This is a genomic window from Lonepinella sp. BR2474 (genome assembly GCF_051851555.1).
Classification (GTDB): domain Bacteria; phylum Pseudomonadota; class Gammaproteobacteria; order Enterobacterales; family Pasteurellaceae; genus Lonepinella.
This window is the reverse complement of sequence record NZ_JBPDVH010000006.1, coordinates 85425-99494: the sequence shown is the minus strand read 5'-3', so window position 1 is coordinate 99494 and position 14070 is coordinate 85425. Positions and strand designations below refer to the sequence as shown.

Annotated in this window: 15 protein-coding genes; 12 read left to right on the top strand and 3 right to left on the bottom strand. The window is 41.5% G+C overall.

Going from position 1 to position 14070, the window contains the following annotated elements; all coding sequences use genetic code 11:
* Positions 1-6: 6 nt before the first annotated feature.
* Positions 7-468: a tetratricopeptide repeat protein gene (locus ACTG7Q_RS08400; RefSeq protein WP_439242790.1), complete on the bottom strand. Its 462-nt coding sequence runs from the start codon at positions 466-468 to the stop codon at positions 7-9.
* 178 nt (positions 469-646) lie between these two features.
* Between ACTG7Q_RS08400 and pyrG the strand changes: the two genes are divergently transcribed.
* From pyrG to ACTG7Q_RS08375, 5 genes are all read left to right on the top strand, one after another.
* Positions 647-2275 carry a glutamine hydrolyzing CTP synthase gene (gene pyrG, locus ACTG7Q_RS08395; protein WP_439242788.1) on the top strand — a complete coding sequence of 543 codons (1629 nt, stop codon included), beginning with the start codon at positions 647-649 and terminating at the stop codon, positions 2273-2275.
* Positions 2276-2404: 129 nt separating this feature from the next.
* On the top strand, positions 2405-3706 hold the full coding sequence (eno, locus tag ACTG7Q_RS08390; protein ID WP_439242786.1) for a phosphopyruvate hydratase: 1302 nt from the start codon (positions 2405-2407) through the stop codon (positions 3704-3706).
* A gap of 103 nt (positions 3707-3809) precedes the next feature.
* Positions 3810-4217, top strand: coding sequence for a DUF2251 domain-containing protein (locus ACTG7Q_RS08385; RefSeq protein ID WP_439242784.1), 408 nt, complete (start codon positions 3810-3812; stop codon positions 4215-4217).
* A 127-nt stretch (positions 4218-4344) separates the two neighbouring features.
* Positions 4345-5715 (top strand): glutathione-disulfide reductase, encoded by a 1371-nt coding sequence (gorA, locus tag ACTG7Q_RS08380; RefSeq protein ID WP_439242782.1) that lies wholly within the window; start codon positions 4345-4347, stop codon positions 5713-5715.
* A gap of 22 nt (positions 5716-5737) precedes the next feature.
* Complete coding sequence (locus ACTG7Q_RS08375) at positions 5738-6076, top strand: carboxymuconolactone decarboxylase family protein (protein WP_439242780.1); 339 nt, start codon at positions 5738-5740, stop codon at positions 6074-6076.
* 52 nt (positions 6077-6128) lie between these two features.
* On the opposite strand, the gene ACTG7Q_RS08370 is transcribed toward ACTG7Q_RS08375, so the two are convergent.
* On the bottom strand, positions 6129-7157 hold the full coding sequence (locus tag ACTG7Q_RS08370; protein WP_439242778.1) for a glycosyltransferase family 9 protein: 1029 nt from the start codon (positions 7155-7157) through the stop codon (positions 6129-6131).
* Between the two features lie 245 nt (positions 7158-7402).
* Between ACTG7Q_RS08370 and rpsP the strand changes: the two genes are divergently transcribed.
* From rpsP to ACTG7Q_RS08335, 7 genes are all read left to right on the top strand, one after another.
* A complete protein-coding gene (gene rpsP / locus ACTG7Q_RS08365; RefSeq protein WP_439239524.1) occupies positions 7403-7651 on the top strand; it encodes a 30S ribosomal protein S16 in 249 nt (82 codons plus the stop codon).
* A 28-nt stretch (positions 7652-7679) separates the two neighbouring features.
* The gene (gene rimM / locus ACTG7Q_RS08360) at positions 7680-8216 is read left to right on the top strand and encodes a ribosome maturation factor RimM (RefSeq protein ID WP_439242776.1); all 537 of its coding nucleotides are present in this window, start codon (positions 7680-7682) and stop codon (positions 8214-8216) included.
* A 48-nt stretch (positions 8217-8264) separates the two neighbouring features.
* Positions 8265-9020, top strand: a complete 756-nt coding sequence (gene trmD, locus ACTG7Q_RS08355) for a tRNA (guanosine(37)-N1)-methyltransferase TrmD (RefSeq protein WP_439242774.1) — start codon at positions 8265-8267, stop codon at positions 9018-9020.
* A gap of 35 nt (positions 9021-9055) precedes the next feature.
* Positions 9056-9406, top strand: coding sequence for a 50S ribosomal protein L19 (gene rplS, locus ACTG7Q_RS08350; protein ID WP_386692374.1), 351 nt, complete (start codon positions 9056-9058; stop codon positions 9404-9406).
* Between the two features lie 238 nt (positions 9407-9644).
* Entirely contained in the window at positions 9645-10889 is a 1245-nt protein-coding gene (locus ACTG7Q_RS08345) for an HAAAP family serine/threonine permease (RefSeq protein WP_439242772.1), read from the top strand.
* Between the two features lie 88 nt (positions 10890-10977).
* A complete protein-coding gene (locus ACTG7Q_RS08340; protein ID WP_439242770.1) occupies positions 10978-12345 on the top strand; it encodes an L-serine ammonia-lyase in 1368 nt (455 codons plus the stop codon).
* Between the two features lie 91 nt (positions 12346-12436).
* Positions 12437-13255, top strand: a complete 819-nt coding sequence (locus ACTG7Q_RS08335; RefSeq protein ID WP_439242768.1) for an alpha/beta hydrolase — start codon at positions 12437-12439, stop codon at positions 13253-13255.
* A 58-nt stretch (positions 13256-13313) separates the two neighbouring features.
* On the opposite strand, the gene ACTG7Q_RS08330 is transcribed toward ACTG7Q_RS08335, so the two are convergent.
* Positions 13314-14066 (bottom strand): esterase family protein, encoded by a 753-nt coding sequence (locus ACTG7Q_RS08330; RefSeq protein WP_439242766.1) that lies wholly within the window; start codon positions 14064-14066, stop codon positions 13314-13316.
* Positions 14067-14070 lie beyond the last annotated feature (4 nt).

Genomic DNA, 14070 nt, shown 5'->3' with positions numbered 1-14070 from the left:
GCTTTCCTATTTGGTTAAATTTAAACGTTTTAACGCATCCATTGCCGGTTGCGAAACATGATCGCCACGAGCGGCGGATTTTTCATACCACTGTATGGCGGTAGTGAGGTTTTTTTCAACGCCAATACCATTTTCATACAGATAACCGAGCCAATATTGGGAAGTAATATCACCACGATTGGCTGCTGTGGTAAAGGCAGCAAAGGCTTTACTTGGCGATTTGGTGACACCTTCGCCATTAAGATACATCAAGCCGATATAGCGAGAGGCTTTCATATCGCCCTGTTCTGTCGCTTGTTGTAATAAGGGCATGGCTTGGGTGTAAGATTGCTGTTTGTAGAGTTCTACGCCTTGTAGCATGATGGCTCTAGCTCGCTCTTGTGCTGGCTGGTGTTGATTTGTTGTGGATGTGGCACTGCTGCAAGCTGCCAGTAAAAGGGGTAAAATCAGATAACCGTATTTTTTCATTGTAAGATTGACTCAAAAGTTAAATTATGGATTTAACTAAGACGTTTAATTTAATCAAAAGTTCTATGATTATTTCACGATCTTGAATTGAATTACACCGCACTTTCTTGTACAATGTTTTTCCGTCCTGATACAGCGTATCGCATTTATTTTTCACTATCAAAACAAGATCTCACTTATGACAACCAATTATATTTTCGTAACAGGCGGTGTGGTTTCATCGTTAGGTAAAGGCATTGCAGCAGCGTCCTTAGCGGCCCTTTTAGAAGCTCGTGGCTTAAATGTCACCATTATGAAACTTGATCCTTATATTAATGTTGACCCTGGTACCATGTCGCCAACCCAACACGGCGAAGTGTTTGTGACCCAAGACGGTGCGGAAACCGATTTAGATTTAGGTCACTACGAACGTTTTATTCGTACCAAAATGACCAAACGCAACAATTTCACCACCGGTAAAATTTATTCCGAAGTATTACGCAAAGAGCGTCGTGGTGATTATTTAGGTGCGACAATTCAAGTGATTCCGCATATTACTAATGAAATCAAAGCACGTGTGATTGACGGTGCGGCAGGTCATGATGTGGCCATTATTGAAGTGGGCGGCACCGTGGGGGATATTGAATCTCTGCCATTTTTGGAATCTTTACGTCAGCTTGCAGCACAAGTGGGGCGTGAACGCACCATGTTTATGCACTTAACCTTGGTACCTTACATTCCAACCGCCGGCGAAGTGAAAACCAAACCGACCCAACATTCGGTGAAAGAATTATTGTCTATCGGGATTCAACCTGATGTGTTAATTTGCCGTTCAGACCGCATGGTACCAAGTAATGAGCGAGCGAAAATTGCCTTGTTCTGTAATGTGCCAGAAAAAGCGGTGATTTCCCTAAAAGATGTGGATTCTATCTATCAAATTCCTGCCTTATTGCAATCACAAGGGCTAGATAATTTTGTGTGCCAACGTTTCCATTTAGATTGCAAACCGGCGGATCTTTCCGAATGGGAGCAAGTGTTATATCGTCAAGCCAACCCAACCGGCGAAGTGACTATCGGTATGGTCGGCAAATATGTCGAATTGCCTGATGCCTATAAATCAGTGAACGAGGCCTTAAAACATGCCGGCTTAACCAATCGCTTAACAGTGCATATTAAATATATCGACTCGCAAGATGTGGAAACCAAAGGCGTTGAGATTTTAAAAGGCGTGGACGGTATTTTAGTGCCAGGTGGGTTTGGTTATCGTGGGGTTGAGGGCAAAATTCTCACCGCACAATATGCTCGAGAAAATAATATTCCTTACTTAGGCATTTGCTTAGGTATGCAAGTGGCCTTGATTGAATATGCTCGTCATGTGGCAGGGTTAACGCAAGCAAACTCGTCTGAATTTGATAAAGCCTGCCCACAACCTGTGGTCGGTTTAATCACCGAATGGCAAGATGCCACAGGCCAAGTGGAAACTCGCACCGATAAATCCGATTTAGGTGGCACCATGCGTTTAGGGGCTCAACAATGTCATTTGGTGGATGGCTCGAAAGCACGTGAACTGTATGGCAAAGAAACCATTGAAGAACGTCACCGTCACCGTTATGAAGTGAACAATACCTTGTTGCCACAAATTGAGGCAGCCGGCTTAAAAGTCACTGGCTTAAGTGCGGATAAAAAATTAGTGGAAATTATTGAAGTACCAAATCACCCTTGGTTTGTGGCTTGTCAATTCCACCCTGAATTTACGTCAACACCAAGGGACGGACATCCATTATTTGCTGGATTTGTCAAAGCAGCGAAAGAAAATCAGGGCAAATAAGGGCAAAACCCGATGTTAGATCAAAATATGGTGATTTTTTACAAGACAAAAGGCACAAAGATCTATACCATATCGGGATAGTTTTAAAACACGAATTTTAGATTAACTTAAATAGAAGGAAAACAAAAAATGGCAAAAATCGTTAAAGTCATCGGCCGTGAAATCATTGACTCACGTGGTAACCCAACCGTTGAAGCAGAAGTGCATTTAGAGGGCGGTTATGTTGGTTTAGCAGCTGCACCATCTGGTGCATCAACAGGTTCTCGTGAAGCATTAGAATTACGTGATGGTGATAAAGCACGTTTCTTAGGTAAAGGTGTATTAAAAGCCGTTTCTGCAGTAAACAACGAAATCGCCAAAGCGGTTGTTGGTAAAGATGCGTTAAACCAAGCTGAAATCGACCAAATCATGATCGATTTAGATGGCACAGAAAACAAATCAAAATTCGGTGCAAACGCTATTTTAGCGGTATCTTTAGCTAACGCAAAAGCTGCTGCTGCAGCGAAAGGTTTACCACTTTACGCTCACATTGCTGAATTAAACGGCACACCAGGTCAATACTCTATGCCATTACCAATGATGAACATCATCAATGGTGGTGAACACGCTGACAACAACGTGGATATTCAAGAATTTATGATTCAACCAGTGGGTGCAAAAACCTTACGTGAAGCATTACGTATCGGTGCCGAAGTGTTCCACAACCTTGCGAAAGTATTGAAATCTAAAGGTTTAAGCACCGCAGTGGGTGATGAGGGCGGTTTTGCACCTAACTTAGAATCTAACGCTGCTGCATTGGCTTGTATCAAAGAAGCCGTTGAAAAAGCCGGTTATGTGTTAGGTAAAGATGTGACTTTAGCTATGGACTGTGCGTCTTCTGAGTTCTACAACAAAGACAATGGTTTATACGAAATGAAAGGTGAGGGTAAAACTTTCACTTCTCAAGAATTTACACACTATCTTGAAAACTTAACCAAAGAATACCCAATCGTGTCTATCGAAGATGGTCAAGATGAATCAGACTGGGAAGGTTTTGCCTACCAAACTAAAGTATTGGGCGACCGTGTTCAATTAGTGGGTGATGACTTATTCGTAACTAACACCAAAATCTTGAAAGAAGGTATCGAAAAAGGTATCGCAAACTCAATCTTAATCAAATTCAACCAAATCGGTTCTTTAACTGAAACGTTGGCTGCGATTAAAATGGCGAAAGATGCAGGTTACACCGCAGTTATCTCTCACCGTTCAGGCGAAACTGAAGATGCAACGATTGCAGATTTAGCAGTGGGTACCGCAGCAGGTCAAATTAAAACCGGTTCAATGAGCCGTTCTGACCGTATTGCGAAATACAACCAATTAATCCGTATTGAAGAAGCATTAGGCGACAAAGCTCCGTTCTTAGGCTTAAAAGCGGTGAAAGGTCAAGCGTAATCTGAGTTGAATTAGATTAAAAAAATCTTAAAATTGGTACCGCACTTTGGCTCTAAAGAGAAAAAGTGCGGTATTTTTTTACAACGTTTTTGAGAATAAAACCATGTTACATTTAGTATTAGAAGATAAACACCTTATCGGTCAGAAAAAACATTTTGGAGCCCATTCCACGGTGCATGATCATTTGGTGGTAATGTTTGAAGATGACGGTGAAACCGGTTATTTTTATGCCATGGATTTAACCAACAAAGAGCAGCCGATTGTAGATAGTTTATATGTATATGGCGTGGACAGCATTGAGGGACGGCACGAGGCTCGCCAATTTCAAATTTGTTGGTCGGAAGATGGTAATCAAGCCTTTTTGCTCGTGAATGGTTATCCCCACGCAAGTTTTGATTACACCCGATTAGTCGGCTACAATCACAGTAAATTCCCCATGCCTGAAATCACCAGTATGTGGTCGCATGAAGAAATTACGGATAAATTAGTGGCAGAATGGTTAAAGGTTTAATTACAATTTGAGCGTTATATATTGATAAAACCGATTAGAATAATTTATGTAATCAGGTTGCTTATTAGGCGATTTTTAGCCAGAATGACCCGATTATTCCCCCTTAGAAAATGAAAGGAAAGCACTTATGACAAAACATTATGATTATTTAGCTATCGGTGGCGGTAGTGGCGGTATTGCATCCATTAACCGTGCGGCCAGTTATGGCAAAAAATGTGCCATTATTGAGGCAAAACACTTAGGCGGTACTTGCGTCAATGTGGGTTGTGTACCGAAGAAAGTCATGTTCTATGGTGCACAAGTGGCCGAGGCGATTAATCATTATGCCCCAGATTATGGCTTTGATGTCAGCGTCAATAAATTCGATTTTTCAAAATTAGTGGAAAGCCGTCAAGCCTATATTGGACGTATTCACACATCTTATGGCAATGTGTTAGGTAAAAATAATGTGGATGTGTTAAACGGTTTTGCGAAATTTGTTGACGCAAAAACCATTGAAGTGAGCTATGCTGACGGTTCAACGGAACAAGTGACAGCGGATCATATTTTAATTGCCACCGGCGGTCGTCCAAGTATTCCTAAGGTGAAAGGGGCGGAATACGGCATAACGTCTGACGGCGTCTTTGCATTAAACGAATTACCAAAATCTGTTGCCATTGTAGGAGCCGGTTATATTGCCGTTGAATTGGCTGGCGTCTTTAACAGCTTTGGTGTCGAAAGCCATTTATTTGTGCGTCAACATGCACCGTTGCGTAATCAAGATCCCTTAATCGTGGATACCTTATTAGAAGTATTAGCACAAGACGGTATTCAATTACATACCCAAGCAACACCAGAAGAAGTGGTGAAAAATGCGGATGGGACATTAACCTTAAAACTTAAAGACGGACGTGAAACCACGGTAGAAAGTCTAGTGTGGGCAATCGGTCGTGAGCCTGCCACAGATGTGATTAACTTACAAGCTACTGGTGTTGCCACTAACGAACGTGGGTTTATCAAAGTGGATAAATTCCAAAATACCAATGTACCGAACATCTATGCTGTCGGTGATATTATTGAGGGCGGTATCGAATTAACCCCAGTGGCCGTAGCGGCAGGTCGCCGTTTGTCCGAACGTTTATTCAACAACAAACCGAACGAACATTTAGATTATAATTTAGTGCCAACGGTGGTGTTCAGCCATCCGCCTATCGGCACCATTGGCTTAACCGAGCCACAAGCTATCGCTCAATACGGCGAAGAAAATGTGAAAGTCTATAAATCATCTTTCACCGCAATGTACACCGCTGTTACCCAACATCGTCAACCTTGCCGCATGAAATTAGTCTGTGTGGGCAAAGATGAAAAAGTGGTGGGTTTACACGGTATTGGTTTTGGTGTCGATGAAATGATTCAAGGTTTTGCGGTCGCCATTAAAATGGGGGCAACCAAAGCAGACTTTGATAACACCGTCGCCATTCATCCGACAGGTTCCGAAGAATTTGTCACCATGCGTTAATTGATATAAGAAGGAATTTATTATGTTTACAGATTGGAAAGCCCATACTTCCCATGTTAAAAAATCTTTTGGTGAATTAGGTAAAAAACAACCAAAAATGTTACAAGCCTATGCGGCATTAGGTGCGGCAGCGGCGGAGGGTAATGTATTAGATGCGAAAACCAGAGAGTTAATCGCCTTAGCGGTTGCAGTGACTACTCGTTGCGAGAGCTGTATTTCAGTGCATGCGGCTGATGCTGTAAAAGCAGGAGCAACGGAAGAAGAAGTTTCTGCGGCGTTAGCCATGGCCATTGCCTTAAATGCCGGTGCGGCTTATACCTATTCGTTACGTGCTTTAGAAGCCTTTAACGAGCAGAAATAGCGCAAAAAAATAAAAAATGCACCTTGATTTTATATTAAGGTGCATTTGTTTTTTATTGCCATTGCGTTTGAATAAACGGAATAATCTCTCGTAAACAATCCGAAATCGGAATCACCGTCAAATTCTTTTCAACGTCTTTTCTAAACGGTGGACAAAAAGCAATATGGTGTTCTGCTTGATTAATTGGTCGCCAACGGCGTGGAATGGCGGATAAACGGCTTGGATAAAATCCAATGGTTGGAATATTCAACGCCCCACAAATATGCAACGGCCCCGTAGAACCCGCTATAAATAAATCGGCACAAGCTAAAGAATAAGTGAAATCTTGTAGACCATTATTTTTATCATAAATAACCACATGATCATCATTGACCATGCGGGCCAGCTGGTGCGCTTTTTCACTTTCATTTGGGCCTGCGGTTAACACAATATGGCAATCAAACTCGGCTAAAATGCCCTTGATTAACGCCTCATACTGATTCAACGATAAACTGTTTGCCGATCCCCCCGTGCCACTATGCACAAATAGCCATTTTTTATTGAGGTCGAGATTAAATTGTCTGCTTAATAAAAGTCGCTGATTTTGCACCGCAGTTTGATCTAAGGTTAAATAAGGCGGTTGAGGCTCGATTGGGGAAAGGTGATGATCGACCAAAAATTGGCGAGCCAAATCCAAATTATATTCAAACTCGGCCTTTTCCGAACGGGAACGACGTTGGGTAAGGCGATGATTATACAAAAATTGAAATAACTTGGTGGCGGGCGCAAGGCGATATTTAATGCCAGATTGCCAAGTGAGTTTGGCGTTATACCAGTCGGACACGAAACTAATCACCGCATCAAATTGGACAGCCTTAATTTGATTCAAAGTGCGGTGAAAATCGGCGGCGTTTTTTTTATTTTGACTGTCAATGATGACATCATCAATATAAGGACAAAGTTCCGCTAACGGAGCGGTGTAATGTGGGACTAAAGCGGTAATATTGATATCTGGATCAGATTGTTTGATTAACGCTAATGCGGGGAAAATCAGCATAAAATCACCAATTTTATCATTACGAATGACAAGTAAATTTTGCATAAGGCTTTCCTAAAAAATTGTTTGGGTCATTATAACCCTAAATAAAGCAGCAAGCCACAACGTGGCGTAATGTGCTTAACCCCATATGCAAGTACGGGGGACTACCGTCTCTGTATTTTTCCTTGCTTTTTTGCTAAAAAAATGTATAATCCTTGGGCTTTTTGTCTATATATACAGAGAAAAAAGTAAGTATTCCGTGCCTTCGATACGGAATTTCTTTTATTATTAAACATTAGAGGAAGGTTATGGTAACCATTCGTTTATCTCGTGGCGGAGCTAAAAAACGCCCATTTTATCAAATCGTTGTCGCTGACAGCCGTTCACCACGTGACGGTCGTTTTATTGAGCGTGTAGGCTTTTTCAACCCATTAGCAACTGGTAACGCTGAACGTTTACGTTTAGATTTAGACCGTGTTAATGCGTGGTTAGAAAAAGGTGCAAGCCTGTCTGATCGTGTTTCTTCTTTAGTAAAAGAAGCACAAAAAGCAGCGTAATTAAACGATTTGAGTATAGGTGATAAATATGACACAACACAATGAACAACGTATTGAAGTAGTCGGAAAACTCGGCTCGACTTACGGTATTCGTGGTTGGTTGCGTATTTATTCCTCCACCGAATCCGCTGAAAACATTTTTAGCTATCAACCTTGGTATTTAAAAATCAAGGGGCAATGGCAACCTACCGAATTAGAAAGTTGGAAACATCATAATCATGAATTGATCGTGAAATTGAAAAATATTGACGATCGAGAAATGGCACAAACCTTGGCGAATGTGGAAATTGGCGTAGATTTGTCTGTTTTTCCTGAATTGGAAGATGGCGATTATTATTGGCACGATTTGATCGGTTGCCAAGTGGTCAATTTACAAGGTTACGCCATGGGGGCCGTGACAGAAATGATGGAGACCGGTTCTAATGATGTGTTGGTGGTCCGAGCCAATAGCAAAGATGCGTTCGGCAAACAAGAACGGTTAATCCCGTTTTTGTATGAACAAGTAGTTAAAAGAGTCGATCTCACCACAAAGACGATAGAAGTGGATTGGGACGCAGGTTTCTAATCTCAGGTATGCTGTGGCGCTTTTAAGTAGTAACTCTCGGGGAAATTTATGTTTATAGGGATCGTCACCCTGTTTCCCGACATGTTTAAAGCAATTACAGAATTTGGGGTAACAGGTCGAGCAGTCAAACAGCATTTGCTGGATGTGCAATGTGTGAATCCGAGGGATTTTACTTGGGATAAACACCATACCGTAGACGACCGCCCTTATGGCGGTGGGCCGGGAATGTTGATGATGGTGCAGCCTTTACGGGATGCCATTCATCAAGCCAAACAACAGGCGAAAGCACATCACAAGAGCGGTCACAAGGCAAAAGTGATTTACTTGTCACCGCAAGGACGTAAATTGGATCAAGCTGGCGTAAAAGAACTGGCACAAAATGAACAACTCATTTTAGTGTGTGGTCGTTACGAGGGCATTGATGAACGATTGATTCAAACCGAAATTGATGAAGAATGGTCAATCGGCGATTATGTTCTTACTGGCGGGGAATTGCCTGCAATGGCATTAATTGATGCCGTTGCAAGATTTATTCCCGGGGTATTAGGCAAACAAGCCTCCGCAGAGGAAGATTCCTTTGCCACAGGGTTATTGGATTGCCCACATTATACTCGGCCAGAGGTGTTAGACGGGCTTACTGTACCACCCATACTGATGTCGGGTCACCACGAAGAAATTCGCAAATGGCGATTGAAACAATCCCTTGAGCGAACGTGGTTAAGACGCCCTGAGCTACTGGAAAAACTAGCTCTGACTGACGAACAAAAAAAATTGCTCGCTCAAATTAAAAAAGAGCAAGCTTAATCAGTTAATTCTAGTATTAAAAAAGGTTTACAAAAATGAGCAACATCATTAAACAACTTGAAGATGAACAATTAAAACAAAACATCCCTAGCTTCCGTCCAGGTGACACATTAGAAGTGAAAGTATGGGTTGTTGAAGGTTCTAAAAAACGTTTGCAAGCATTCGAAGGCGTGGTTATTGCAATTCGTAACCGTGGCTTGCACAGTGCATTTACCTTACGTAAAGTATCAAACGGTACTGGCGTTGAACGTGTTTTCCAAACTCACTCACCAGCGATTGACAGCATTGCTGTGAAACGTAAAGGTGCGGTACGTAAAGCGAAACTTTACTACTTACGTGAACGTTCAGGTAAATCTGCACGTATTAAAGAACGTTTGGGTGCATAATTGTAGAATTATTGCACGGCAAATAGCAAAAAAGCTTGGTTTTTCCAAGCTTTTTTGCTTTATTTGACTGCCTATTCCCCACTTTGTTTTTATTCTGTTAAAAATTTAGACAAATAGCATATAAATCTTTTAACTAGATCACATTTTTGATATTTATTTTTGAAATTCCTTAATCTTCGGCATATTATACGCACGGATTTTATTTTAATAACAATTATAACAAGACCAAGGAGTACATATGTCTTCAAATCAACCGTCTACAAAATGGACGAAATTTAACATCGCTTGGATGATTAACTTATTTGGTACCGCTGTGGGTGCGGGCGTATTATTTTTACCGATTAATGCGGGTCGTGCCGGTTTCTGGCCATTAGTGATTATGGCCATTTTAGTCGGGCCAATGACTTATTTGGCACACCGTGGTTTATCTCGTTTTGTTTTGTCGTCTGCTAAACCAGGGAGCGATATTACCGAAGTCGTAGAAGAACACTTTGGAAAAACCGCAGGGAAATTAATTACTTTATTGTATTTCTTTGCCATTTTTCCGATTTTATTAATTTATGGTAACGGTATTACCAACACGGTGGATTCCTTTATAGTCCATCAATTAGGCATGGCATCGCCTAACCGAGCATTACTTTCTCTTGTGTTAATTGCCGTGTTAATTTCAGTGATGTTAATGAATGAACGGGTGATGTTAAAACTCACCGAATGGTTAGTCTATCCATTGGTTCTCATTCTATTTGCCTTGTCCGTTTATTTAATTCCAGAATGGAATGGCTCCATGCTGCAAGAAATGCCAACCGCCAGTGGTTTTATCACGACATTGTGGATTACCATTCCCGTATTGGTGTTCTCCTTTAACCATTCGCCTGCCATTTCGGCTTTCTCACAATCACAACAACGTGAATACCAAGATCCAGTTTTAGCTGAGAAATATGCGAGCAAAACCTTAAAAGGCACATCCACCATGTTATTAATTTTCGTGATGTTCTTTGTGTTTAGCTGTGTTCTCACGTTAACGCCTGCCGAATTAGCGCAAGCCAAAGCGGAAAATATCAGTATTTTATCGTTCTTAGCCAATAAATTTGATAATCCTTATATCTCTTACTTCGGCCCATTAGTCGCATTCTTTGCGATTACTAGCTCATTCTTCGGCCACTATTTAGGCGCACGTGAGGGTTTAGAAGGGCTTTACATTAAAATGACCGATAATAAACAAATTAATCGTAAAAAACTCAATTATGGCACTGCGGTATTTTTCTTGTTAACCCTTTGGGGCGTTGCCGTCATTAACCCAAGTATTTTAGGCCTAATTGAATCTTTAGGTGGTCCAATTATTGCGATGATCCTGTTCATTATGCCGATGTATGCAATTCGCAAAGTGCCAGCAATGCAACGTTATCAAGGTCAATTAAGTAATATCTTTGTCACCGTGATGGGATTAATTGCCATTTCTGCGGTTGTCTATGGACTATTTTAGAATTTAAGCTAAAATGCCACTCTTTTTTGTATAATCAAATTCCCTTTTTCATGGTATGAGAAAGGGAATACTCTATAAGAAGTATAATATGATTAGCGTATTTGATATGTTTAAAGTGGGCATTGGTCCGTCGAGTTCACACACCGTGGGACCAATGAAAGCAGGAAAGCAATTTGTAGATGATTTGCTTTCCCAACAATTATTTGAACAAGTGGGCAAAATTCACGTTGATGTGTATGGTTCGTTGTCGATGACAGGTCGAGGCCATAATACAGATACGGCGATTATTATGGGATTAGCCGGTTATTTGCCAGATGACGTGGACATTGAGTTAATTCCTCGATTTGTGGCCGAATTAAAGAAAACCGCCCTCTTACCGATTGCTCAAGGCCAAAAAAAGGTGATCTTTAATTTTGATGAAAATATGATGTTTCATCAAACTTTTTTGTCATTACACGAAAATGGCATGAAAATCACCGCACTTGATGAACAAAACAAGGTGATCTACCAAAAAACCTACTATTCTATCGGCGGTGGATTTATTGTGGATGAAGAACATTTTGGGCAAGAAGAAAAGCGGGACATTGAAATTCCGTTTCCTTACCAAAATTCGGTGGATATTTTAAAACATTGCAAAGAAAATGGTTTAGCGTTCTCCACCGTTGCTATGGAAAATGAAATTGCCTTGAACGGTAAAGCAGCCACGGAGCAACATTTACTTCGTGTGTGGAACACCATGCAAGCCTGTATTGAACGTGGATTACATACTGAGGGAATTTTACCCGGCCCATTAAAAGTGCCAAGACGTGCTGCAACTTTGTACCGTATGTTACAAGCCAACACGAACTTATCCAATGATCCAATGCGTGTGATTGACTGGGTGAATATGTATGCGTTAGCCGTGAATGAAGAAAATGCAGCTGGCGGTCGTGTGGTGACAGCGCCAACCAATGGGGCTTGTGGCATTATTCCGGCGGTATTATCTTATTATGAGAAATTTATTTCTCCGATTAGCCAAGAAATTATTGAACGCTATTTACTGGCCTGTGGCATGATTGGTTCATTATACAAAATGAATGCCTCTATCTCTGGGGCGGAAGTCGGTTGCCAAGGCGAAGTGGGTGTGGCTTGTTCTATGGCTGCGGCTGGATTAGCGGAAATTCTAGGCGGTAGCCCTGAGCAAGTCTGTATTGCCGCTGAAATTGCTATGGAGCATAATTTAGGTTTAACCTGTGACCCTGTGGGTGGGCAAGTGCAAGTGCCTTGTATTGAACGTAATGCCATTGCATCTGTGAAAGCAATTAATGCAAGCCGTATGGCCTTACGCCGTACTACTAACCCACGAGTCACCTTAGACAAAGTGATTGAAACCATGTATGAAACGGGCAAGGACATGAATTCCAAATACCGTGAAACATCACAAGGTGGCTTGGCGATTAAAGTGGTTTGTGATTAATAAATGTATCACTTCTAAAAGAGAAGATACTCATCTTCTCTTTTTTGTTTTAAAATAACCGCACTTTTATATTGAGATATAAGGAAAATAAATGGTTTCGGAACGCTTTTATTTAAAAATGGAAGAACATTTTTTATATGTTCCCTATTACGATCATCACCGCCGTGTGCGTGTGTTACTACCGAAAGGCTATCACAAAGATCAATGGCAGCATTATCCTGTGGTGTATATGCACGACGGCCAAAATGTATTTTATAGCAAAGAATCTTATTCTGGCTATTCTTGGAAAATTATTCCGACCATCAAAAAACATAAAGAATTTCCCAAATTAATCATTGTTGGCATAGACAACGCTGGTTCAGACAGACTAGATGAATATTCCCCTTGGCAAGCCAGCGTTGGTTTTACCGAACAAGCTCGTCAAACGGGGGGAAAAGGCGGTGAATATGGAGATTGGGTGGTAAATACCGTCAAACCTTTTATTGATCAACATTATCGCACTAAACCCGAACGTGAACATACCTTATTGGCAGGCAGTTCCATGGGAGGGATTATTACCGCTTATATGGGTTCCGCTTATCCACATATTTTTGGACATTTAGGGGTATTTTCCTTGGCCTCGTGGTTTTGTGAGGGGGATTTTCTGCATTTCACCCATCACAATCCGATTGATCGTGCTAGCCGTGTGTTTATTCAGGTGGGGACCAATGAGGGCGACGACGCTGATGCGCAATATATTTCCAATATGAGCCAATCCTATATTGATTGCAGCTTGCGTTATTATCAATCCTTAATCAGAACTGGCCACCCTGTCGATAATCTCTGTTTACGTATCATGGCGAATGAGATCCACCATGAAAAACATTGGGCGGATCATTTTGTCGAATTTTTACAATTTTCGTTAACCTAATAGCAAAAAACTGCGGTGAAAATCACCGCAGTTTTGCGCTTTCGGGTTAGTTTCAGGATTAAATAATCCCTTGTTCTTCTAGCTTACCTAAGAAGAATGGCATTTGCACTCGCCACCAAGGCCAGTCATGATCCACATCACCGCCCCAGAAGTCGAACCAAGCCTGAATACCTTTGTTTTCAAACACCTGCTGTAAACGTTTAGAATCCGCAATATGCTGTTCTTCCCATGCGCCTTGCCCCACGGCCACTAAATAGTGGTTTTGGCGGTAACGCTCAAGGAACCATTCATCATGTTGATTAGACACATAATCAATGGGTGAATTGAAATACACCGCTTGATCATTGCCAAAATCACCGGTAAAGAAACGGGCATCATATACGCCACTTAAGGCAATGGCCGTATCAAATAAATCAGGGTGACGTAAGGCAAAGTTAATGGTATGGAAAGCGCCCATACTGCAACCCGTGGCAATCATGGTGCCATTCCATTGGGATTCGTGACGAATTAACGGCACTAATTCATGTACAATATAACGATCGTAAGCATTATGCGCTAACGCCATATCATGCCCGCTTTTCCATGTGGCCAACCAAGATTCGCTATCATAGGAATCTGGCGTATAGAATTTAATTAAGCCACGCTCAATAAATGAACGGCAAGCATCAATCATGCCAAAATTGCCGTATTCATTTTGGTTACCACCAGAGGATGGGAACACAATCACGGGTTTGCCCGCATGCCCATACACATTAAAGTGCATTTCACGGCCTAATTCCCCACTCCACTGACTTCTTCTTTCAAAGTGCATATTG